We start from the raw sequence: 23,211 nt of genomic DNA, 5'->3' as shown, positions 1-23,211 counted from the left end.
GCTCCGTGTCAACCGACCAACCGCCATTCCAACGACTACCATGCACATCACGGCCGTCGTCTACCACGAGCAACCCGGACTTGACCCTCTCGTATCAGACCGCACACTCCTGCTCGCCAGTCTAGTTGTTCCAGCGAGAGCAGCACTTAGCGAGGGCAGCACTTATCGGTCCACATCATGCGGTCTACATCATGGAGACGCTGGCGTTGGTGAGTTGCAGGGCTCAGTGTCCATGAGCAAACGCTAAGACTCCAGAGGCGGCCAGTTGGACTGCAATGGCGGCCAGGAGGAGGCCGAAGACCCGAGAGAGCAATTCAATACCCCCCTCGCGTAACAGGCGGCTGAGATGCACGGAGAATCGAAGCACAACAAGCAGCACCACCATCACCACAACGATCACAACCCCGAGTCCAAGCGCATTTCCCACCGAATGTACTTCACCGGCAAATACCAAGACCGTCGCGATCGCACCGGGGCCAGCGATCAAGGGCGTTGCGAGGGGAACCAGCGCCACATTGACCTTGGACTGTGCCGTGAGCTCCGCTTGCTTCCCCGTCAAAAGCTGTAACGCTACAATCAACAACAGCAGGCCACCAGAGACCTGGAGGGCGGGCAACGAGATGCCAAGATAGCTCAGGATCTCTCTGCCGAAACCGGCGAAGACGGCTAACACGGCGGTCGCCACCAACACCGCCTCGAGCGCGAGTCGTTGACGCGCCTTAGTGCCTTTACCTTGGGTCACCACAAGGAATGTTGGCACATTGCCAATCGGATCAGTAATCACGACAAGCGTGACAAAACTCTCCACCAGGAACTTCGTATCCACCGTTAAACTGCCTTTTTGAGCGCTTTTCCGACGCTACCACTCGCCGAACCAAAGTCTGAAGAAACTCTCAACCCTGCTGATACAAACCGACTACCCGTCACCCGCGTACGAACTATACTCTTGACTACTCGCTAGGGAAATCGTGGCGAGACTGGCCTGATAAAAGCTACGGCCAGGCCAGCATAGCTGCAATTCTCACGAGGAGGTGTCGATTGGCGAGTGCCAGGCATACAAGGTCGAAAGGGTCACACCGCGGCCGCAATGCTCTAGCGATCGGCGGTGGCGTCGTTGGGGGGCTGTTGATCGCCGGTGGCATCGTGATGGCAATCAACTGGCCGAAAGCATCCCTCTCTTCCTCCTACACCTCGCTCGGCAAATTGACCACTTCGGGAGCACACCAAAGCGTTCTCAGCGTCGCTGGATCCGTTGGTCAACAACCTATTCCGGTGGAGATCCAGGATGGAGAGGTCCTGCCAACCAAGCACATCTCCACTGGCGTAACGACAACGATCACGGTCACTCTGCAGCGTCCTTCTTGGATCGCTTGGATCGCTGGCAAAACCCAACGACTGACACTTACCGGCCATACCCCCCGTGCGCGCCTCCTCGATCCTGTAGCGATTGCATCTTCAGGTCAATCTGTTCAGTCTGAATTCTCGAATCCCGTCAGCGTCGTTGCCTACTCCTTCCACTCCACCACAAAGTATGTGAAGCTCAACAAGGCGACGAGCCACGTTGCCATACCTGGTTCTTCCCACAGCGCCGCCGGTTCACTGCAGGTGGCGGCTGTCCCTGACCCCTGGGAGACGCTCCCAGCAGCGTCCAACATGGTCTTCTTCCGCCAATCCGGGTCGACACCTGAGGCGATCATCAGTCCGGATCTCACCAACCTCTCCCCCGAGGCAACGATCACCATCACGCTTTCCCAACCGGTGACAAAGGTTTTTGGCAACAAGCTGCCTACCATCAGTCCCACCGTCCAGGGTGCCGACCCTGTCAAGGGGAACTGGAGTGAACCGACCCCCTACACACTCACTTTTACACCAACAACGGGTGACTTCTGGCCCTCAGAGACCTTCACCATGACGACCCCTACCTCGGTCGCTGTTGTAAGTCCAACCGGAGCCCGTGGAGCCACAGGAGCCACACTCGCGCTGAGCGGCGCACCGATGTCCATGCTCCGTTTGCAACAGGTACTAGCCCAGCTCAACTATCTCCCCGTCTCCTTCTCCTCGCCGACCACCGTTGCCTCTACCGAAGCAGCTCAGCTCAGTGCCCTCCAGTCGCCACCACAAGGCACCTTTAACTGGCGCTGGACGATGCCCACGCAGCTCACCTCCCTTTGGAGCCCAGGGAACGCCAATGTTATCACCAAGGGTGCAGTCATGGCATTCGAGGACTTCAACAGCCTCAACTACACCAACGGCAGCGGTTGGGCCAGTAACCCGTTGCTCTGGCCAACTCTGATCAAGGATGTCATCTCCAACAACGTTGACCCGCACCCCTACGCGTGGATTCAAGTGCAAAAGGCACCGCTACCTGAGACTCTTTATCTCTGGGAGAATGGCCGTGTCGTCCTGACGAGTCCGACAAACACCGGTATTGCAGGACTCAAGACTACGAATGGCACCTTCCCGATCTACCTGCGCTTCAAAGAAAATTACATGAGTGGCACCAATCCAAACGGCACCACCTATCACGATCTCGTCCATTGGATCAATTACTTCCTTGGATCAGAGGCGGTCCACGGGTTCGTGCGAGCACAATACGGCTTCCCGCAGAGTCTCGGCTGCGTCGAGCTCCCTGTACCCACGGCAGCCGTCGTCTTCCCTCAAGTTCACATTGGAACGCTCGTCACGGTAATGCCGTCGTAAACATTCGGCCAACCCGGCCGAGCGTGATCCTCCCAGGCCAATCTGATATCCTCGGGTACCTTCACTCTGGTGAGGCGAGGATGCTCCCGTAGGCACGGTGAAGAGGGCAGCGATAGACATCCTTCATTGGGAGAGCGTATTCGTTGTAGCAGTCGGGCTTGCCCCGACCTTTGGTCTTCCCGACCTGCAGCCAGTGCACCGCTCGGTAGCTCGCTCCGGTAAAGCGGGCGGATTCGACGAAGGCCGCTAAGAGTGCAGGCTGGTACCCGTTGGCGAGCTGCCAGTCGCTCCGGAGACGGCAACAGGACATGCGAGGCGAGGTTCACAACACCTACCTGAGGAAGAATGAGAAAGCGGGCGTCCCCAACCACAAGCAGTAGCAGCCGTGCTTCGCGGGTTGCTTTGTCCCAGCCGATATGGGTATCGCGCGGTATGCAGCTCCATGCTGAGGCAGCGAAGCCGATCGCGCCGATAGTCCCACCAGAAGAACATTCGGTGAGATAGCGCAGCTGTGCGCCTGCCACGGTGGTGTAGCCGAGATAGCAGTAGCTAGCGATGAGGTTGCACCAGCGCCGCGTTTTGGCTTTGGTGTTAGCGATGACGAACCTGATTGGAGCGAGACCGCCAAGCAATTCAGAATAGGCCAACGGTAGCTCAGCGAGAGGCTTTACGTCGCGGGTGATGTGGCCGTTGCGATTGCAATGCTCACTCAGACAACAAACACTGTAGCGAGCCAGGTGCCCAAGGCGGGAACCTGATACCGCGTCGACCCTTTTGGAATCGGTCCAGCTCGAGTTCGCCATCCGTCAACACTGCACACTACCGCTTCCGACTCGCTCTCCACGGCGTTAGACGAGACAACGACGAACAAAGCCACGACACCAGAGATCAAGTCCGTTGCCAGCAGGTCACACTAGCACCCCAAGAACTTCGCCGAGGGGCAATCATCACCCGTGGGTTCCGACGTCTTCGCCCCGATCACGGATACCCTCAATAAGGCGGCCCTAGACGTAGCATCGGGCCACCACCGACTGCAACGTTCACTACAACAACCCGAACCAGCCTGTTACTCCTCATTCTGCCTCGCTCCATGGCACTCCGATCGCCGGTATCGATACCAATAGCGTGGGCCGTATCTCTCCGCAGGCGCTACGCTCCCGGGTCTCCTCGCAGCAGGACGACTCCTCAATGCCTATACTATCCCGGCCCCGTCCAACGCGAAGATCATAGCTCGACTACCGTAGTACACATGGCGAAGTATGCGATAAGCGAAATCAAAGCAGATCTCAGTGCGGTGATGGGCAAGGAGGCAATACTGAACGGAGACATTCCCGAGGCCTACACCCATGACGAGGCCCTGGAGCTCGACCCTATCGATCCCCTCGGCGTGGTCTTCCCAACCTCCGCTGAGCAGGTGGCCGACCTCGTCAACTACGCATCCCACTCCAACATCGCACTCGTCGCCCGAGGCTCCGGTACTGGCCTCTCCGGAGGGGCACGACCAGTTACTGACGGACTCGTCGTGGGCTTTGAACGCATGAACCGCATCCTCTCCATCGACACCATCGACCAAACCGCGAGCGTCGAACCGGGGGTCACCCTCGCCCAACTCGAGGAGGCGCTGGCAGGAACACCCTACTTTTACCCCGTCTATCCAGGGGAGATGTCAGCCACCCTCGGCGGCAACGTCGCCACCAACGCTGGTGGGATGCGAGCTATGAAGTATGGGGTGACGCGTCACAATGTGCTTGGACTCGCATTCGTCACTGGGAGCGGAGTCAGAGCTCGGTCGGGCGGCGCGTATGTGAAGACAAGTTCGGGCTATGACCTCACCCAGCTCCTCATCGGCTCAGAGGGAACGCTCGCATTGGTCACCGAAGTCCTCGTACGCCTCAGCCTCCGTGCACACACCCGAACGCTCATCCTGGCAAGCTTTCGCAACTTCGAAGATCTCGCCAACGCGGTCGTGAGCATTCCCGAACGTGGTCTACTCCCTAGCATCTTGGAGTACGTCGAAGCAACCGGTCTCGCCGCGATGGCCGAGCACGCAGGTGTGAGCCTCGGCGTGAGCGCCAACGTCGCCGCAACTACGAGTGCCTACCTCATGATAGAGCTCGAGGCCATGAGCGATGACGATCTCTCATGGCAACTCAATGAAGTGATGGAACTGCTCGACGTTCATCATTCCACTGAACAGTACCTGCTCGATGAGGGACAACGCCAGGGTCTGATCAACGCCCGCGAAGCGGCGTTCTGGACCGTCAAGGCGCTCGGGGCAACGATCATACTCGATACGGTGGTGCCCCGTTCACAACTCGCAACACTCTTCGCGGGCGCCGCCCGCTGCGCTCGCGAACACGACACACTCCTCGTTGGCACCGGACACGTCGGTGACGGCAATGTCCACCTCTCACTCTTTGCGCCCGATCCCGTCGAGTGCCATGGCGCAGCAACCGCCATCGTAGAACTCGCGATCAGCATCGGTGGTGCCGTCTCCGGCGAGCATGGTATCGGGGTGGCCAAGCGACAGCTCTTCCTTGAACAAGAACCTCCTCCTCGCCTCGGGCTCCTCCGCTCCATCAAGTCCGTCTTTGATCCCGATAACCTACTCAACCCTGGGAAGCTACTATGACCGGAGCACAACACCTTCTCACCGGTCTGCGTGATGCTGGTGTCGAGTATCTCTTCACCAATCCGGGCACCACGGAGATCTACTTCGTCGCCGCGCTTGGACTCTCACCCACCCCGCGTCCCATACTCACCCTCTCCGAAGGTGTGGCGGCGGGAGCTGCTGATGGCGTAGCGCGGATGACCGGACGTCCTTGCGCCCTTCTCCTCCATCTCGGACCCGGCCTCGCCAACGCCATCGCCTCGCTGCATAACGCCAAGCGCGCGCACTCTCCAGTCGTCGTCATCGTCGGCGACCATAGTCCGGCGGTCGGGGTCCAGGATCCGCCACTTGCCTCCGACATCGAAGGCCTTGCTCGGACCTTCTCGAAGACGGTCCTCCGCGCGACCTCCGACCAACATCCGCGTCACATCGGAGCGTTGGCAAGTTACCTCACCCTCGAAGGCATGCCAGGGATCGTCACCGTCATCGTGCCAAGTGACCTCTCCTGGAGTGACTTTGCACAGGTGGCTCCCTTGACGGCCCGGCCATCGCCCGTGGTCGGGCTTGACACAGCGACCATCGCTCGGGCACGGGCAGCGCTCGATGACCCCACTGGGACAACCCTCATCGTCGGCGGTGACCTATTGACTCGTGACGGTCACGAAAGCCTCCACCAACTGACCAGCCGAGCAAACCTCCACCTATGGACCAACACGTTCCCCACCCGGATCGATCGTGGCGCGGGAACACCACCAATCCGGCGCCTACCCTACCTGCCAGAGATGGCGATAGCGGAGCTCGCAGATACTCGACACATCATTGTCATCGGGGGATCACCCCCTGTCCCCTTCTTCGCCTATCAACATCTTCCAGACCGTTTGGTGCCCGACGGTTGCGAGATCATCACGGTCACCACAAATCCAAGGGGAGCCCGAAGCGGAGCTGATCAGTTGCTGGCATCGAACACGGCCACATCGCATACGAGTACCGTAACTTCGAGCCCTAGCCCAGAGCCCTCCGCACCCGACCTCGCCGGTCCACTCAACGCCAGCAACTTTGCCTCGATTGTCGCGCATCTCCTTCCGGTAAGGGCGATCGTCGTCGACGAAAGCAATACCCTCGGCATCAACCTCGAAGAGGCTACTGCCGCGGCGCCAGAGCATGTGTGGCTCTCTGCACTCACCGGCGGCGCGATCGGTCACGGCCTCGGGCTCGCGATTGGGGCAGCACTCGCGGCCCCCGACCGGCAGGTGCTGGCCCTCATCGCCGATGGATCCTCGCTCTATGCGCCCCAAGCGATCTGGACCCATATCGCCCAGGGACTCAACATCGTCACCATCATACTGATCAACAGAAGCTACGGCATTCTCCACTTCGAGCTCGACCGCCTTGGCCCCCACGCCGCGAATGAGGAGACCGAAAAACTTCTCTCGCTGCATCACCCTCCTCTCGATCACGCACGACTCGCCGAGGCCTTCGGGGTACCAGCAACCACCGTGGAGAGTGCTATGGAGTTCCACGATTCCTTGCGGCGAGCACTCCAATCACGGGGTCCCTCTCTCATCGCTGCAATCTTTGCTACTTGATGGCGCGACGCCACAACCCTGCGATCACCGACTCATCAAGGCATCGCTTCCGTCAAGGATCCAACGAGCATGATGATCTCCTCCGACAGGACTACCTCACCCCAACTCTTCGCGAAAGTACTCCTCACGGAGGCTGCGTTTGAGAAGTTTCCCGGCCGCGTTGCGCGGTAGGGCCCTCCGTCGAACCTCGATGATGTCCGGAACTTGAAAGGCCGCCAGCCTCGCCGAGAGGAAGGCACGGAGCGCATCAGGATCGAAGGACGACGCCCGCGCCACCACCACCGCCGCTACGCGTTCACCGAGGATCTCATCGGGATAACCAAAGACCGCGACATCCTCCACCTCAGGATACTCAAAAATTGCATTCTCCACCTCGACGGTTGCCACATTCTCGCCCCCTCGGATGATGAGATCCTTCAGGCGATCCACAATCGTCAGGTAACCATCACTATCGATCGTCGCAATATCTCCTGTGCGGAACCAGTCCCCCTCGAAGACCGCCTGCGTCTCAGCTACCTTGCCCCAGTACTCACCAAAAACGGTCGGGCCGCGCACTAAGAGCTCACCAGCCTGACCGTCATCCAACTCGTCCCCCAGCGAGTCGACTACTTTTATGTCGGTAACCGGTACCGGCGGACCTGCCGAGCTCGGTCGCTCTTGATAGGATGTGCCATTGTTAAATGTCACCAGACCTGCAGTCTCCGTGAGGCCATAGCCATTACCAGGCATCATCTCAACAGAAGTCCGTTCGATCATTCGAACCAGTTCGGGAGCTGATGGCGCACCACCATAGCTCACCACCTTGACCGACGACAGATCGAACCGGTCACGGTCTGGATGGCGCAGAATCTGCTGGGCAACCGTGGGAACTCCACCAAAAGATGTCACCCGCTCACGCTCGATCAGCGCCAGCGCTTCGAGCGCGTCGAATCGGCGACTCAACACCAACTTCGCCCCCGTCGCGGTTCCAGGCAAAAGAATGGCCACACATCCGGTCACATGGAAAAGAGGGATACTCACCAAATTCACCGCTTGTTCTTGGTTCTCCGATAGATCACCTCCCGCTCGCAGCACGGTGCGAGCACCCAAGTAGAGGGCGTTGAAAAGCGCCTGGAAGAGGTTCTCGTGCCCCAGAACCACCCCTTTTGGTCGACCAGTGGTCCCTGATGTGTAGAAGATAGCAGCTGGCCCAGTACCTCCGACCTCGCGGATCTTCCCCTCTCGTGATGCCCCATCCCGCACTCGATCATCGAGCAGCGCCAACGACGGGCTCAGTGGCAGCTCAGTAACACCGCGTAACCATAGATTCATCGCGACCCGGTCCTGGAGCATCGTCGCACGCTCCTCATCAACGATAGCGAGCTTGGCTCCCGAATCGGTGAGGCCATAGACCAGTTCGTCCACCGACCACCAGGCGTTCAGCGGAACTGCAATCAACCCAGCGGCCGTAATGGCAAAGAAGCTAAACACCCACTCCGGAAAATTGCGCATCGCAATGGCGACGCGGTCTCCGGGCTCGAGACCCACCGCCTCGAAGGCCCTGATGATGCCAATGATGCGTTCCTTGGCCTCAGCGTAGGTGATACGTTGATCCTCAAAAACGAGGTATTCTCGCTCTCCAAAGCGATCGAAGTACTCCATGGTCGCCGCCATCGACCGCGGTGCGTGTCGATAGCGTCGCTTCCCGTTGGGGAGAACCTCGAGTTCAAATGGGGAGGACGGACGCTGCAACAACGAATCGGCGAAGTCCAAACGATACAAACCCATAACCCCAATCGTAGCCCACGCCATCGTTCTTCGAGGGATCAGGATGAGACAATATCCTCATCGGCGTGTGCCTGGACCTCTTCGATCACCTCGTGAAGAATGGAACCGAGACGATCATCGCCTTGCTGCCCGACAGAGGCAATAAAGGCATCGGGAAAGCACCAGTGTTGTAGGGCTCGCATCGTGATCTCGGTGCTCGTCTCCCCATAGTGCTCACGTTCAAAGGCCTCACGTTGCAAAGGGGGCAGCTGACGCAGCTCGACGAATCCAACTGGGTCCTGTTGGGCTATCAACACCAGCCCTAAGTTGACCACCAGTCCAGCGGCGATCGCTACCTGGGCGTCGAACCCCTCGGCCTCGGCCAGAACTCCCGCCTTGGTTGCGATCGCTTGGCTCATAAGATTGAGCTCATTGGGACAGTGTCCCCCACGCCGACCTAATTCACTGAGAGTGATGCTTCGTAGCCCGAGGACACCAACTACCGAACAGGCGAACTGCAAGGATTGTACGATGCCAGCCAACCCGTAGTAGCGAGAGTTCGCCACCCGCATCACCTCTGTCGCCAACACACTGTCACGCGTCACCAGGTCAGCGATCTCATGAAAACCAACCGACTCGTCCCCGACTGCCGCCATGATTTCAGCGAGCAACTCACCGTTGGCGACTCCCGTCAGTGCCACCTCAATACTGCGCACTACGAAGCCCTCATCTGCTTGCGGGCATACATCGCACGATCCGCTTTGCGAATCACCTCGCTTGCCGTATCCCCCGCTTCGATCGGTGTGACACCAACGGAGGTGTTCACGCTAAGCAAGGCGGTGCCGATGGCAATAGCGTTCGAGATCGTGTCCGCCAACACCATCTCGATCTCGCGAACCGATCGAGGATCCTCATCGATCAAGACAACGAACTCGTCGCCAGCAAATCGATAGGCAGCTAGGCCGGCCTCTTGGAGCCGATGCGCCACCTCGATCAGGACACGATCTCCTGCGAGATGGCCTAAGGTGTCGTTGATCAGCTTGAAGTTATCGATATCACAGAATCCAATCATGGCTCCTTGGAGCTCCCCGCTCGACAAGCGGGCCAAGCGGTCGGTGATATCGCTCTCAAGCCGTCGTCGGTTAGCCAATCCCGTCAATGCATCGTGGTCAACCTCAAAACTCAGACGAGCTTCGTTGGCGACCTGTTCGGTCACGTCTTGTATCGTGCCGATGAAGGAGACACTGGCGTCACGTGAGGTGACAGGAATCAACGCGATATCAAGTGTGCGTAGATCGATGTGTGCAGTCGAGACCACCATGGTAGTACGGACCGGGACCCCCGTCAACGCCGTGAGCGCGAGTCCCCGGAGCATCCCTCGATCCTGCTCAGCAAATGCATCCAACCAGCCCATGCCTAACATATCCGAGGGTATCAAGCCGAAGATAGTCGCCAAGGAGTTGTTCACGTAACCGATCCGCAGACCCGTCTCTGAGATAAGGATTCCGATGGGCAGGTTGTCGGCGAGCGCTTGGAGTTTACGGAAATAATCCGCGCTCTTATGATCCTCGTAGTCGGCCATGGCAAACTCCAGCATCCAAGTCGTCGTTGAAACGAGAGTCGTGGTGACCACCACATCGAGAAGGTAACCAGTCGTATGCCGGAGTGCGACCTCAGTTGAGCTACGACGGATGCGATCGAGGTTGAGTCCACCCACAATAGGAAGCGTGCTGTCGATCAGATCTTCGCGGGCCACGGCAAGCAGATCCGCTAGCGCACTGTTCGCCCATCGAACTCGGTCGGCCTCCACCAGTGCCAGCGGCCTTTGCAGTACCTCCAAGTACCGAACCAATGACTCATCCATACTGCCTTATCGGCAGAAAAGCCTGATCATTAATTGAGAAAGCCCACTCGCAAGGCATTCACAAAGGCTCGCGAGTTCCCGTGCGCAGGCGACCGGAGCGCGTTAGAGCCTCAGCCCCAACGCTATGGCCGAAAATGCAAAGATACAGGCCAACACAATCGTGATCCGATCGAGGTTCTGCTCCGCCACCGTAGATCCCGCAGCAGCCGAGCCGACACTGCCCCCCATGAGATCCGACAGCCCACCGCCCTTACCAGAGTGGAGTAGAACAAAGACGAGCATCCCCAGCGAGGACGCCACCTCAAGAACCACCAGAACCGCTGTTAACACCGAATCTCCAATCAAATCTCCACACTATCCGTCAAGCGGATGCACAACCAGCGACTACTTTGAGCTAGCCAGCCCTAGGCGAACTCGCTCTCAGTTAGCTTGCCACCTAGCAGTCTAGTCCAGCTCGCTCGCTACCTCTTGAGTTAGCAACTCTTGACCAACAGGGCAAAAGTATCTGCGTCCAGGCTAGCGCCTCCAACCAAAAGACCATCGATCGCCTCAAGGCTCATGAACTCGTGGGCATTCCCAGGATGCACCGACCCCCCATACTGGAGACGGATCTGCGCAGCCGTCGCTGATCCGACTCGCTCCGTCAGCAGTTGGCGAAGCGATCCACCGACCTCCTCGACCAACTCCGGAGAGGCCGACTCACCAGACCCTATCGCCCAGATCGGCTCGTACGCGATCACAATCCCCTCGAGAGCCTTGACTGGATAGGTGCTAAGGACCGGATCGAGTTGCTCGGTGAGCACCTGCACTGTCTGGTCTGTCCGACGTTGCTCACTCGTTTCACCGATGCAGATGATGGGACGCATCCCCATTGCTTGGACCGCAATCGCCTTACGAGCCACCTCCTCAGAGGTCTCACCAAAAAGACGACGACGTTCAGAGTGCCCGACAATGACATAACCCACACCGAGCTTGGCAAGCATCGGTGCGGATACCTCTCCGGTGAACGCACCAGAGGGTTCGTCAGCGGCGTTCTGGGCACCAAGCGTAAACGGCATTCGATCGGCTTCAAAGCTGAGCTGTAGCGAGCGCAACGAGGTAAAGGGGGGATGAATGCTGATCTCGGCATACCGAAAATCTTCGGGTCGCAACAGATGGTATAGCTTCTGCACCAGTGCGATCGCCTCAAGATGATTGAGATTCATCTTCCAATTCGCCGAGATGAGCCGTACTCGATGACTTACTGGGTCAGGGCTGGGTACGAGATCGTCATACTTGCGGCTCATCATGGCTCCCTTGAATGGCGCAAGGCGGCCAGTCCCACCAGGTCTCCGTGTTCAAGATACTCGAGCGTCGCCCCACCGCCGGTAGACAGATGTGATACGCTGTCTGCCAACCCTGCCTGATGCAGCGCGGCAACTGAGTCGCCACCACCGACGACACTGTAGGCATCGGAGCGTCCGATCGCCTCGGCAACTCCATCGGTTCCCGATCGGAATCGGGGATCTTCAAAGACCCCCATCGGCCCATTCCAGAGGATTGAACGAGCCCCGACCAGGAATTCACTAAAGCGCTCAACCGTCGCCGCGCCGATGTCAAGTCCTCGATACCCAGCGGGCACACCGAGTCCAAAGCGCTGTGCCTCGCTCGCTCCACCATTCGGTCCAAAACTGTCACTCGTCGCGAGTCCCATGACGTCGACGGGGAGTACCACCTTCCCAGTGGCCAGGAGATGCTGACATTGATCAATCATCTGCTCCTCGACCAAGGAATCGCCGACCTCAAGACCCTCGGCAGCGAGAAAGGTAAAACACATGCCGCCACCAACGAGCAGGGTGTCCACCTGTTGCACCAGCGCATTGAGCAGACCAAGCTTGTCGGAGACCTTTGCTCCACCCAACACGGCCACATAGGGACGTGCCGGCATCTCTAGCAACAGTGTCAGATGTTTGACCTCCTCCAGCAGGGTGATACCTCCGGCTGACTCCAGCAATGGTGGGACCCCGACGATCGAGGCATGACGTCGGTGAGAGACCCCGAACGCATCGTTGACATAGGCGTCGAACCCGTTGGCGAGCTGAGCCGCGAACGCGGGATCATTCGCCTCCTCTCTTGGGTCAAAGCGCAAGTTCTCCAATACCTCAACCTCTGGAAAATGTGCTGCGATAATCGCGCGCACGGGCTCCATCGTGAGCGTCGGGTCATAACCCTTGGGTCTGCCGAGATGGGAGCACACCACCACCTCCGCACCGGAGGCCCGCAACCGTTCGATCGTCGGGAGTGCGGCCTCGATCCGAAACTGATCGGTGACCACCTGGGTGCCGTCAGGTCCACTACGAAGCGGGACATTCAAGTCCGCCCGCAACAGTACCCGCTGCCCAGGGCTCAGCGTCAGATCATCGATACTTGGAATCGCCGATGGCGTCACAGGCTACCAATCCCTTTCCCTACCAACATGGCGAGATCGACCAAGCGTGACGAGTAACCCCACTCGTTGTCATACCAGCCAAAAATCTTTACCAAAGTCGTATCATTCCCGAGGTCAAGCACCTTGGTGAGCAACGAATCGAAGGTACATGAAGCGGGTGAACCGACGATATCGGTAGACACGAGCGGCTCCTCTGAGTAGACCAGCACGTTGGCGAGATCCCCATGGCGTGCCGCCTCCCCAAAGGCACGGTTCACCTCCTCCACCGTGTGGGAGCCACGCACCACCGCTGTCACGTCGGTGAGCGAACCGTCAGCCACAGGGACACGAATCGCTACCCCATCGAGCCGTCCTTGCATCGCCGGTATCACCAGGGATGTCGCTCGGGCCGCGCCAGTTGACGTTGGGACGATGTTCACCGCGGCGGCCCTCGCCCTCCGAAGATCCGCATGCGGTAGGTCCAACAGGTTCTGATCGTTGGTATAGGCGTGGACCGTCGTCATCAGGCCTTGATTCACGCCAAAGGAGTCCTCGAGCACCTTGATCATCGGCACAAAGCAGTTCGTCGTGCACGAGGCGTTCGAGATGATCTTGTGCCGCTCTGGATCATATTGAGCGTCATTCACACCCATCACAAAGGTTCCGTCAACGTTGGTGGCTGGTGCAGAGATCACCACCCGCTTGGCGCCCGCACGAAGGTGAGCGGCGGCACGCTCGCCATCGGTGAAGATGCCCGTCGACTCAATCACGCAATCGACGCCAAGATCTTCCCACGGAAGCGCGGCAGGGTCCCGCTCGCTGAGCACCCGCATCCGCTGATCGCCAGCGACCAGATCGCCACCGTCGAGGCGTACCTCCCCAGGGAAACGCCCTTGCGTCGAGTCGTGAGCCAACAGGTGCGCATTCACACTCGGCGAGGTGAGGTCATTGATCGCCACAATCTCCACCGGGTGGTGGCCTGCCACCACCGCCCTCACAAAACTACGCCCGATCCGTCCAAAACCATTAATTGCTACACGATATGCCATCAGGCCCCCTTGTCGTCTCATCGATCAGTCGTTACCAAAATTCCGCTGCACCCACCTCAGGCGACGGTCCTGTTCCTCGATCACCCCTCAACCATCTCGGTACGGGTCAACTCTAGCGGCGCTCCACCCCGCGTCGGCATTCCACAGAAGCTGCGTCGCCGTTCAGCGTTGGGCGTGGGCGGCCCAATCGAGGGCTTGTGCAAGCAAAGGCGGGGCATGCGCCACCCCATCATCGCTGAGCGGCCCCTCCCATACACGCATCACACCGTACCGAGCGAGGTCCACCGAAGAGGCCTCCGAAGGCCGAGCACGGTGGACAAGGACCACATCTGGACAGATGCCGTGATCCATAAGGGCGTGGACGGTCATCTCCTCATCGTAGTCACGCGTCTCGGCCTCTTGAGGAGCGAGGTTCGCGACAAAGACCACAACCCCTCGCGTCTCTTCGAGGGCAGCCAGAAGGCCTGGAGCCAGTGCAGTCGCCAACACACTGGTGTAGAGTGACCCCGGGCCGAGCACGACCAGATCGGCCATCATCAGCTCCTTAGTCGCCTCCGCGAGCGGAGGAACCTCTGGGACCACCCAGACCCGCGCAACCGACGGAGACCAATGGACGGCGAGTTGTCCCAGTAACGGCTGACCAGATCGGTCTACACCACGAAGCTCGAGCGCTGCATTGCTTGCAGGTAGTACGCGCTCATGAAGATTACCAAGTGATCCAAGGTATTGGAGCGCCGCATCGAGACTTCCGGTTTTCTCGAGAAGACCAAAGAGGACCAAGTTGCCGAGCGCGTGGCCAGCCAATTCCCCCGTTTGAAACCGATACTCGAGGAGCTCACCGAGTCCTGAATCGACCCCTACGAGGTTGGAGACAGTTAGGCGCGCATCACCAAGCGCAGGACAGTCGCGCCAAAGCTGGCGCAGTCGGCCGCTTGAGCCACCGTTGTCAGCGACCCCAACGATCGCCGTAACCTCGTCGGCGATCATACGCAGGGCCTCCAGCGAGACCCCGAGACCATGCCCTCCTCCCAGCGCCACGGCACGCATTACTCGCTGCGATCCAAATCCCGATGCGAGAGCAACACGGCAAAGCCGGCTTGCCCAATACGCCGAGCCACTACATCAGCTACGACAACCGAGCGATGGCGACCTCCGGTGCAACCAATAGCCACGTTGAGGTAGGCCTTTCCCTCCGTCACGAAACGCGGGAGTAAGAACTCGATAAGCGGCCAGAGGTGCTCAAGAAAGGGTTCCGTATCCGGCTGCGCCAGCACAAACGTACGCACCTCCTCATCCAGGCCGGACTTCGCTCGCAGCTGCGAATACCAGTAGGGGTTAGGGAGAAAGCGAGCGTCAAACACCAAATCGGCGTCCAGGGGGATTCCATACTTGTAGCCAAAGGAGGTCACTTGGACCTGCAGCCGCTGACGAAGGGCCGTCGGGTCAGCGAGCTCCAACGTCTGCGCACGGAGATCGTGCACACTCAGGTTGGAGGTTTCGACGATGACATCAGCGAGATTCCGCACCTTTGCGAGCGCTACTCGCTCAAGCGCGATCGCCGGTGCGAGTCCTTCCGCGGCCATCGGGTGTCGTCGTTTTGTCCCCTCAAATCGCGAGATCAGCACATCATCTCGTGCCTCAAGGAAAATCACATGGACAGCTATCGGGGCGGCCTTGAGCTCGTCGATAAGCTCAACCAGCTGGTCAAAGTTGTTGTTCGAGGGGTACCCGAGCACCAGCGCTAGTTTCTCGATACTCCCTTGTGTCCCAAGTTCAACGACCTTTGAGATCAGCGACAGGGGAAGATTATCGATGACGAACCATCCTGCATCCTCAAGTGCGGCACCAGCGGTGGAGCGCCCGGCACCCGACATCCCAGCGACGACGACAAGCTGACTCATGCGCGTCGCTCAAAGTGGAGCACCAGGAGCCGCGGATACTCCTGGACTTGGCGGTACTCTTCGGCCCTCGCAACGAAGCCGGGGGGCGGTGGCGGCTCCTCCATCCTCACCAGCATCAAACCCCGCGCACTGGCTCCATTGAGGTAGCGAGAGAGTGGCCGATGCACAAAGGGTACAAAGATCTGGGCATCGACCTCCTCCATCTGGATGTCTTCTCGCAGATAGGGGCCAAGACGCCAATACTGCTCTCCCAGATCCACGTCATCGATAAATCCCGACCCAGGTGTCTGCAAAATCGGATGATTGAGCATCAGCAGGAACCGGCCACCTGGTTCGAGTACGCGAGCTACCTCGGCGAGAACTTCATCGAGTTCCACCACATGCTCGAGTACCAAGCAGATGAGGACACCATCGAAACTGCCATCCCGAAATGGCAACGCTGCGCCGGTCGCGAGCACCACCGAGGAGCCCCGATGATGTGCCGTCTGTAGTTGGGCTACAGAACTATCGAGCACCACGGTGCTTGCGCCATCCGCGGCGAGCACCCGAGCCAACTGCCCGTCACCTCCACCGAGATCGAGGATGCGACGAGCACCGCCGAGGCCGACACGAACGATCGGCTTGATCTGTTCCTCGTATTCGGCGTCACTTCCCTCGGTAAAGCCTGCCTGCCACCAACCCGCATTGGTCTCCCATGAGTCACGCAGAATCATTGGCCACTCCGGCAGCGAACGAAACGCTTCAAGATCCACCTTTACTCCTCGCTTGAGCTGCTCTTCGTACCGTAGACTTTAGTCAGTTGCTCAAGAAGTTGCGTGGCCACCGCCGCAGGGACGATCTTGGTCGCGACAAGCTCCGCCTGCGAGGCCTGCGCGATCTCAAAAACCGAGCCGTAGTGCTCCAAGAGCCTCGCTCTACGTTTTGGCCCAAGACCAGGTATTTGGTCAAGAATCGACCGTTCCGCGGTGATCGTGCGTCGACGCCGATGATAGGTGATCGCAAAGCGGTGTGACTCGTCCCGAAGGGTCTGCAACAGGTACAGTGCCTGACTACCGCGTGGCAGACGCAGGGGCTCGCTCAACTCGGGACGGTAGACCTCCTCAAAGCTCTTGGCCAGCGAGGCAAGCTCGATCGTCTCACTCAAGCCGAGCTCTGCGAAGACTTTGCTACCAACGGAGAGCTGTCCAGCACCACCATCGAGCAAGATCAGGTTCGGTCGATAGGCGAAACGCCTACTCCGATCGAGCGTCTCGGGCTCCTCTGCGACCAGTCTTGCAAGGCGTCGACGCAAGACCTCCTCCATGGCGGCGAAGTCATCGTTCTTTGGAATGGAGACGCTAAAATGACGGTAATCCCGATTCTTCATCAGGCCATCCTCCATCACCACCATGGAGCCGACATAGTTGGTGCCCTGAAGATGACTCATGTCATAACACTCGATACGTAGCGGAGCTTCACGAAGGCCGAGTCGCTCCCGTAGATCGACGAGCGCCTCGGCACGGGCGTTATGGTCAGTCGCGCGATGCAGGCGGTGTCGTCGAAACTCCTGACGTGCATTCTCCGTCGCCGTCGCCACAAGGGCACGGGGTCGACCTCGCTTACCGGTGCTACACACCACTCTCCTACCGGCAAGCTCACTCAAGAGACGCTCAAGTCGCTCTTGATCGGCGATGGGAGCCGGGAGGATCACCCGCGACGGATAATCGAAGGCCTTCTCCGCGTAGTAAAGCTCGATCACTCGCGTGAGCATCTCCGCTTCAGTAAAGTCCTCTACCAGATCGACGACGATACCGTTGGTGCCGACGACGCGACCAGCACGAACCCGTAGCGCCTGGAGACTGACCTCGAGTTCATCGGCGTTGAATCCAAAGACATCGAGGTCACCATCGCGGCTGATCACCATCTCCTGTCGCTCGAGGACACTCGTGATCGCCTGCAGTTGGTCGCGGAATCGTGCCGCCTGTTCAAACTCAAGGTCGGCAGCCGCCTGACGCATCTTGGCCGTAATCCCCTCAGCAAGCTGTGCCCCTTGCCCCCCAAGAAACTGGGAGACCCTCTCTACCATATCGCCATACTCCGCGTGCGTCACCGCACCGATACACGGGCCAGCGCAACGACCGATGTGATAATACAGACAAGGACGCCCGTCGCGCGTATGGCGAGCTAACTTAGCGGGTGAACAGCTTCGCAATGGCAACGCTCGTAGTAGCAGTTCAAGGGTCTCCCGGGCGGCACCCGAACTCACGTAGGGACCAAAGTAGCGCACCTTTGGACGACGGGCTCCACGCACGAGCATTGCCCGCGGCCACTCCTCATTTGTGGTAACCGCAATCATCGGATAACTCTTGTCATCGCGCAATCTGATGTTATAGCGCGGCCGGTGCTCCTTGATGAGCGAGTACTCGAGCATAAACGCCTCTGCGTCAGTCGCCACCGTGATCCAGGTGACCGACTCCGCCACCGCCAACATCGCTCGCGTCTTGCCCGTCAGGCTCTGTGGGTTAACAAAGTAACTGGATACACGGGATCGGAGGGACTTTGCCTTGCCGACATAGATCACCCTTCCTTCCGCATCCCGGAACTGATACGAACCCGGCTGGTCAGGGATGGAGGACTTTTCGAGGCGCTCAATCACGATGTAACAGCGGTGCTAAAAATTGCCCTGTGTAGCTAATGGAAGAACGTGCCACCTCCTCCGGTGTCCCCGTCGCGAGCACTTGCCCTCCACGATCCCCTCCATCTGGCCCCAGATCGATAAGGTAATCAGCCGTCTTGATGACGTCAAGATTATGTTCGATCACGACAACCGTGTTACCCTGATCGACCAAGGAGTGGAGCACGACCAGGAGCTTACGGACATCCTCAAAGTGCAGTCCGGTTGTCGGCTCGTCAAGAATATAGAGGGTTTTACCCGTCGATCGTCTCGCTAGCTCGCTCGCTAGCTTCACTCTCTGGGCCTCACCTCCGGAGAGCGTCGTCGCTGGCTGTCCAAGCCGAACATAGCCCAGTCCAACCTCATCCAAGGTGATCAGATGCCGCACAATCGGCGGCTGTCGAGCGAAGAACTCACGCGCCTCCTCGATCGGCATTGCCAGCACATCTGCAATGGAGTGCTCGCGATAGGTCACCTCGAGCGTCTCTCGGTTAAAACGAGCACCATGACACGCCTCGCAGGTGACAAAGACGTCGGGCAAAAAGTTCATCTCAATGCGAATGGTGCCTTCCCCGCTACAGGCTTCACATCTTCCACCCTTGACATTGAAGGAGAAGCGACCCGGTTTGTACCCACGCGCCCGCGACTCTGGCATCTCGGCAAAGAGCTTACGGACATGGTCGAACATCCCTGTATAAGTGGCAGGATTTGATCGTGGTGTGCGACCGATCGGCGACTGGTCGATGTCGATCACCTTGTCGATCAGCTCAAGACCGGTCAGACCCTTATGCCTACCAGGGACATCACGAGAACGGTTGACCTGGGCGCGCGCAGCTTTAAAGAGGATCTCGTTCACCAGTGTCGACTTTCCAGACCCAGCCACCCCCGTCACGCAGGTAAAGAGACCGACAGGAAAGGCAACGTCGAGCTCCTTCAAGTTATGTTCGCTCGCACCGAGAACGGTAATGAAACCGCGGGCCGCCTCCCGTCGGGTTGGAGGGAGTGGAACACTCTTTTTGCCGGAAAGATAGGCACCGGTCAGCGAGGTCTTGGAACGCAGCAACTCCTTCACTCCACCCTCGAAGACGACCTCACCTCCGTGTTCGCCAGCACCCGGGCCAATATCGACGATATGATCCGCAGCTCGAATCGTATCTTCATCATGTTCAACGACAATCACCGTGTTCCCTTGATCCCGAAGTTTCAAGAGCGTATCAATGAGTCGATGGTTATCGCGTTGATGCAGACCGATCGAGGGCTCGTCAAGGACGTAGAGCACGCCAGCGAGTCCGGAGCCAATCTGGGAAGCGAGTCGAATCCGCTGCGCCTCGCCACCCGATAACGTCACCGCGCTACGCGCCAGGGTCAGGTAATCGAGGCCAACATCGACTAAGAAGCGAAGCCGCGCAATGATCTCCTTCAAGATCTGGACGGCGATCTGACGTTCGCGATCGTCGAGATCGAAACCGATCACCCGAGCCAGTGCATCGCCGATCGGCAGAGCGACCAACTGATCGATTGCGATACCACCAACGGTAACCGCACGCGCCTCGGCCTTCAATCTCGTCCCATCACAGCCCTCACACGGCACCTGTCGCATGTAGGATTCGATAATGGCCCGCGCGGTGTCCGTCTCCACCTCGCCATGACGACGTTTCAAAAAGTTGACGACGCCTTCATAGGTAAAACTATAGGAACGTTCACGACCACGCCGATCGACGTACTCATGAAGCACCTTCTCGTCGACTCCGTAGAGGATGATCCTTCGCTGCTCCTCATTGAGTGAACCCACCGGCTTGGTGAGCGGAATCTTGTAGTCCTTGGCCACTCGCTCTAGCATGTGCTCGAGGTAGTCGGCACGGAGCGCGCCGAAGGGGGCAACCGCGCCTTGCACCAGGGAACGCGAAGCATCGGGCAACACAAGTTCTTCATCGACCTCGAATCGCATGCCCAACCCCGAACAGACGGGACAGGCGCCGAAGGGAGAGTTAAAGGAGAAGTTCCTCGGTTCCAGGTGTCCCAGAGAGATGCCGCAGGCGACACAGGCCAGCTCCTCAGAGTACCGTTCTACGCGCACGACTTGACGATCTTCGCCGACTTCGAGGACGTCAACGCGGCCGTGTGCAACACCAAGCGCGGTCTCGGTCGACTCGATCAGCCTTCGTAGATCTGTTGGCGTGACCCGAAGTCGATCGACAATCACCGAGATCGAATGCGCTTCGTAGCGCTCAAGTGTGACCTGTCTGCGATCGGCCAGTTCCACAAGCTCGTCGTCGATCATCACCCGGGCGAAACCCTGTTTGGTCAGGTCATCAAGGAGCGATTGATACTCACCCTTGCGTGCCTGTACGACCGGTGCTGCGATCATGATGCGACGGTCATCAAAAGTCGACGAGATCAGGTCGACGATCTCCTGAGGGGTCTGCTGGGATACCTCCAACCCACACTGTGGACAATGTGGATGCCCAATGCGAGCGAACAGCAGTCGCAGGTAGTCATAGATCTCGGTCACTGTGGCGACGGTTGAGCGCGGGTTATGCGAGGCGGTTTTTTGGTCAATAGATATGGCCGGAGAGAGACCTTCGATGAAGTCCACATCCGGCTTCTCCATCAATCCCAAAAACTGACGAGCATAGGAAGAAAGCGACTCTACGTAGCGCCGCTGTCCCTCGGCAAAAATCGTGTCAAAGGCCAGCGAACTCTTCCCAGAGCCGGAGAGGCCTGTAAAGACCACAAGACGATCCCTCGGAATGTCCACAGAAATATTTTTGAGGTTATGCTCTCGTGCACCCCGCACCCGTAGAATGTCAGGCATACATCTCCACCCTAACGTGGATTCAAGGCACGGGTGACCACATCAAACTTGGCCTCGATCTCGGCCACCTCAGCGTCGGCTTGCGAATCAGCGACGATGCCAGCGCCGGCGACCAGCCCAAGCGTTCCCTGGCAAGCGGATGCACCCCGTATAGCCAGATACACCTCCCCGTCACCGAAAGGGTCGGTGATCCCGATAATGCCCGCGTACATCCCACGAGAAGGCTCGATCTGCGCTAACATTTCAAGAGCAGTCGTCCTCGGCACACCCGATACGGCGGCAGTCGGCGCGATAGCGAGCACCACGGACACGAGATTCGCGCCGGGTAGTAGCTGGCCCCGCATCGGGGTAGCCAAATGGATCAGTCGTCCAGCATCGAAGAGAATCGGCGCCCGCGGCATGTCAAGTTCCTTCACGTGACCGCTGAGATCATCCTGGAGCTGCTCGATCATGAGTCGATGCTCAAAAAGGTCCTTCGCAGAGTTGAGGAGCGCAACCTGACCACCTCGCAAGGCAGTACCTGCGAGTGGGCGAAGCGAGAGGAAGTGACCGGACTTGGCGGCGACAAGCTCAGGCGAGGCCCCAAAGAAGCCGTCGACGTAGTAGAGATGGCTCGCCGGGTGCGCCTTTTTTAACCGAGAGAGTGCTGCCCCAACCGAAAAACTCTCGGTCAGGGACTGGGTCGCGCGACCGGTGACGACGAGCTTTGTCAGTTGACCCTGTTCAATAGCCAGCTTTGCGAGTCGTACGCGATCGGCAGTGGCCCCAACATCGTGGGACCGTTCTCCTTGCAGCAGCGGTCCCGCGGGCGCCATCCGCACCTGAGACGCGAGTTCGAGTATACCGAGACGCATGGCGCTTCTTGGCGACGACTCATAGACATCGACCTCCAGGCGATCCTTGCCAGCTACTAACACAACCGGATACGAACGCGACGCGAAGGACTCGGTTACCGAGAACCCACTAGAGAGAAAACACGGGCCAGGCCGATCGAGTCCGGCTTCGGGCGCGCACGCCTCAGGCTGGCCGACGCCCAGGTAGAGACTGCCGGCAGCCTCAACCATCTGGAAGGGAATATGCCTCGCCTCCAGCGTCGAGATAAACCCAAAGAGGCGGCCAGACCCAAAGGACCCAACCATCGATAATCCAGAGAGGAACCTCACTCCACTCCCCGCCTCGCAATGAGAAGCTGAGCCGCCCCCAATCCGACGCTGATGCGTCGCACCTGGGTGAAACCCGACTGCTGCAGGAGTTGACGAAAACGCTCATCCGTCGGCAGGTACGCCACCGATTCAGGAAGATACCGGTAGGCACTCCTGTCAGCGGAGATCAGGCCTCCAACCAGAGGCACCATCGAGCCAAAATAGACACCGTGGAGCTCCCGCACCAGGCGACTCTTCGGCGTTGCGACCTCCAAGATGCCAAGCACGCCTCCTGGTCGCAACACCCGGTGCACCTCGGTCAGAACGGCAGCGAAGTCCGCGAAATTGCGGACCGCGAATCCCGAACTCACCGCGTCAAAGCTCGCGTCCCCAAAGGGCAGCGCCTCTCCCACACCTTGGACCAACGGTCCATACCTCTTGGCCTTCTCCAACATGCGATAAGACAGATCGAGCCCATACACCTGCATTCCCTTTGCCGACCAGGCTTTGAGAAAATCTCCGGTGCCACAGGCCAGATCGAGGACACGCGCCTTGGGATCGAGGTACATCTCGCGCACTAAGTGAGCACGCCACCCTTGATCGAGACCAAACGTCATCAGACGGTTCACCACATCATAGGTTCCCGCGATTCGATCGAACATGTCACGAACGTACGGCTGCTTCGCCCCCTCATCAGGGAGCACGCTATCGTTTTGCTTCATCGTAGCGGATCAACC

Annotated in this window: 19 protein-coding genes; 3 read left to right on the top strand and 16 right to left on the bottom strand. The window is 58.9% G+C overall.

Annotated elements, in window-relative coordinates:
* Positions 1-223: 223 nt before the first annotated feature.
* Entirely contained in the window at positions 224-826 is a 603-nt protein-coding gene (locus M7439_RS04540) for a MarC family protein (protein WP_298337910.1), read from the bottom strand.
* A 212-nt stretch (positions 827-1,038) separates the two neighbouring features.
* Here M7439_RS04540 and M7439_RS04535 point away from each other — a divergent pair, with 212 nt between their 5' ends.
* Entirely contained in the window at positions 1,039-2,700 is a 1,662-nt protein-coding gene (locus M7439_RS04535) for a L,D-transpeptidase (protein ID WP_298346088.1), read from the top strand.
* Here the strand turns inward: M7439_RS04535 and M7439_RS04530 are convergent.
* Positions 2,664-3,347 carry a Druantia anti-phage system protein DruA gene (locus M7439_RS04530; RefSeq protein ID WP_298346086.1) on the bottom strand — a complete coding sequence of 228 codons (684 nt, stop codon included), beginning with the start codon at positions 3,345-3,347 and terminating at the stop codon, positions 2,664-2,666. The two genes, M7439_RS04535 and M7439_RS04530, sit on opposite strands and share 37 nt — an antisense overlap.
* A gap of 602 nt (positions 3,348-3,949) precedes the next feature.
* Between M7439_RS04530 and M7439_RS04525 the strand changes: the two genes are divergently transcribed.
* Complete coding sequence (locus M7439_RS04525) at positions 3,950-5,332, top strand: FAD-binding oxidoreductase (RefSeq protein WP_298346084.1); 1,383 nt, start codon at positions 3,950-3,952, stop codon at positions 5,330-5,332.
* On the top strand, positions 5,329-6,897 hold the full coding sequence (locus tag M7439_RS04520; protein ID WP_298346082.1) for an acetolactate synthase large subunit: 1,569 nt from the start codon (positions 5,329-5,331) through the stop codon (positions 6,895-6,897). The genes M7439_RS04525 and M7439_RS04520 overlap by 4 nt, the downstream gene beginning before the upstream one ends.
* Before the next feature lie 96 nt (positions 6,898-6,993).
* Here M7439_RS04520 and M7439_RS04515 read toward each other — a convergent pair whose 3' ends face one another.
* The 14 genes from M7439_RS04515 to M7439_RS04450 form a co-directional block, all read right to left on the bottom strand.
* A complete protein-coding gene (locus tag M7439_RS04515) occupies positions 6,994-8,664 on the bottom strand; it encodes a class I adenylate-forming enzyme family protein (protein ID WP_298346080.1) in 1,671 nt (556 codons plus the stop codon).
* A gap of 38 nt (positions 8,665-8,702) precedes the next feature.
* Positions 8,703-9,359 (bottom strand): HDOD domain-containing protein, encoded by a 657-nt coding sequence (locus M7439_RS04510; protein WP_298346078.1) that lies wholly within the window; start codon positions 9,357-9,359, stop codon positions 8,703-8,705.
* A complete protein-coding gene (locus M7439_RS04505; RefSeq protein WP_298346076.1) occupies positions 9,359-10,507 on the bottom strand; it encodes a sensor domain-containing diguanylate cyclase in 1,149 nt (382 codons plus the stop codon). Before M7439_RS04505 ends, M7439_RS04510 begins: the two co-directional genes overlap by 1 nt.
* A 102-nt stretch (positions 10,508-10,609) precedes the next feature.
* On the bottom strand, positions 10,610-10,837 hold the full coding sequence (gene secG, locus M7439_RS04500) for a preprotein translocase subunit SecG (protein ID WP_298346075.1): 228 nt from the start codon (positions 10,835-10,837) through the stop codon (positions 10,610-10,612).
* 143 nt (positions 10,838-10,980) lie between these two features.
* On the bottom strand, positions 10,981-11,796 hold the full coding sequence (gene tpiA, locus M7439_RS04495; RefSeq protein ID WP_308464395.1) for a triose-phosphate isomerase: 816 nt from the start codon (positions 11,794-11,796) through the stop codon (positions 10,981-10,983).
* Entirely contained in the window at positions 11,793-12,935 is a 1,143-nt protein-coding gene (gene pgk / locus M7439_RS04490) for a phosphoglycerate kinase (RefSeq protein ID WP_298346073.1), read from the bottom strand. Before pgk ends, tpiA begins: the two co-directional genes overlap by 4 nt.
* Entirely contained in the window at positions 12,932-13,963 is a 1,032-nt protein-coding gene (gene gap, locus M7439_RS04485; protein ID WP_298346071.1) for a type I glyceraldehyde-3-phosphate dehydrogenase, read from the bottom strand. Before gap ends, pgk begins: the two co-directional genes overlap by 4 nt.
* Positions 13,964-14,125: 162 nt before the next feature.
* A complete protein-coding gene (gene yvcK / locus M7439_RS04480; protein WP_298346069.1) occupies positions 14,126-15,010 on the bottom strand; it encodes a uridine diphosphate-N-acetylglucosamine-binding protein YvcK in 885 nt (294 codons plus the stop codon).
* Positions 15,010-15,864, bottom strand: coding sequence for an RNase adapter RapZ (rapZ, locus tag M7439_RS04475; protein ID WP_298346067.1), 855 nt, complete (start codon positions 15,862-15,864; stop codon positions 15,010-15,012). Before rapZ ends, yvcK begins: the two co-directional genes overlap by 1 nt.
* Positions 15,861-16,616: a class I SAM-dependent methyltransferase gene (locus tag M7439_RS04470; RefSeq protein ID WP_298346065.1), complete on the bottom strand. Its 756-nt coding sequence runs from the start codon at positions 16,614-16,616 to the stop codon at positions 15,861-15,863. The genes rapZ and M7439_RS04470 overlap by 4 nt, the downstream gene beginning before the upstream one ends.
* A gap of 2 nt (positions 16,617-16,618) precedes the next feature.
* Positions 16,619-18,499, bottom strand: a complete 1,881-nt coding sequence (uvrC, locus tag M7439_RS04465; RefSeq protein ID WP_298346063.1) for an excinuclease ABC subunit UvrC — start codon at positions 18,497-18,499, stop codon at positions 16,619-16,621.
* Positions 18,492-21,332 carry an excinuclease ABC subunit UvrA gene (gene uvrA, locus M7439_RS04460; protein WP_298346060.1) on the bottom strand — a complete coding sequence of 947 codons (2,841 nt, stop codon included), beginning with the start codon at positions 21,330-21,332 and terminating at the stop codon, positions 18,492-18,494. Before uvrA ends, uvrC begins: the two co-directional genes overlap by 8 nt.
* An 11-nt stretch (positions 21,333-21,343) precedes the next feature.
* Complete coding sequence (locus tag M7439_RS04455; RefSeq protein ID WP_298346058.1) at positions 21,344-22,495, bottom strand: chorismate-binding protein; 1,152 nt, start codon at positions 22,493-22,495, stop codon at positions 21,344-21,346.
* Positions 22,492-23,196 carry a ubiquinone/menaquinone biosynthesis methyltransferase gene (locus M7439_RS04450; RefSeq protein WP_298346056.1) on the bottom strand — a complete coding sequence of 235 codons (705 nt, stop codon included), beginning with the start codon at positions 23,194-23,196 and terminating at the stop codon, positions 22,492-22,494. The genes M7439_RS04455 and M7439_RS04450 overlap by 4 nt, the downstream gene beginning before the upstream one ends.
* Between the last annotated feature and the right edge of the window lie 15 nt (positions 23,197-23,211).

The sequence above is a fragment of the Ferrimicrobium sp. genome, from assembly GCF_027319265.1.
Classification (GTDB): domain Bacteria; phylum Actinomycetota; class Acidimicrobiia; order Acidimicrobiales; family Acidimicrobiaceae; genus Ferrimicrobium.
This window is presented reverse-complemented; position numbering and strand designations above follow the sequence as displayed.

Excerpts from the sequence above, each read along its gene's own strand:
- M7439_RS04525 (WP_298346084.1), top strand. The coding sequence starts at position 3,950 with ATGGCGAAGTATGCGATAAGCGAAATCAAAGCAGATCTCAGTGCGGTG.
- M7439_RS04520 (WP_298346082.1), top strand. The coding sequence starts at position 5,329 with ATGACCGGAGCACAACACCTTCTCACCGGTCTGCGTGATGCTGGTGTC.
- M7439_RS04515 (WP_298346080.1), bottom strand. The coding sequence starts at position 8,664 with ATGGGTTTGTATCGTTTGGACTTCGCCGATTCGTTGTTGCAGCGTCCG.
- M7439_RS04505 (WP_298346076.1), bottom strand. The coding sequence starts at position 10,507 with ATGGATGAGTCATTGGTTCGGTACTTGGAGGTACTGCAAAGGCCGCTG.
- tpiA (WP_308464395.1), bottom strand. The coding sequence starts at position 11,796 with ATGATGAGCCGCAAGTATGACGATCTCGTACCCAGCCCTGACCCAGTA.
- gap (WP_298346071.1), bottom strand. The coding sequence starts at position 13,963 with ATGGCATATCGTGTAGCAATTAATGGTTTTGGACGGATCGGGCGTAGT.
- yvcK (WP_298346069.1), bottom strand. The coding sequence starts at position 15,010 with ATGCGTGCCGTGGCGCTGGGAGGAGGGCATGGTCTCGGGGTCTCGCTG.
- rapZ (WP_298346067.1), bottom strand. The coding sequence starts at position 15,864 with ATGAGTCAGCTTGTCGTCGTCGCTGGGATGTCGGGTGCCGGGCGCTCC.
- uvrA (WP_298346060.1), bottom strand. The coding sequence starts at position 21,332 with ATGCCTGACATTCTACGGGTGCGGGGTGCACGAGAGCATAACCTCAAA.
- M7439_RS04450 (WP_298346056.1), bottom strand. The coding sequence starts at position 23,196 with ATGAAGCAAAACGATAGCGTGCTCCCTGATGAGGGGGCGAAGCAGCCG.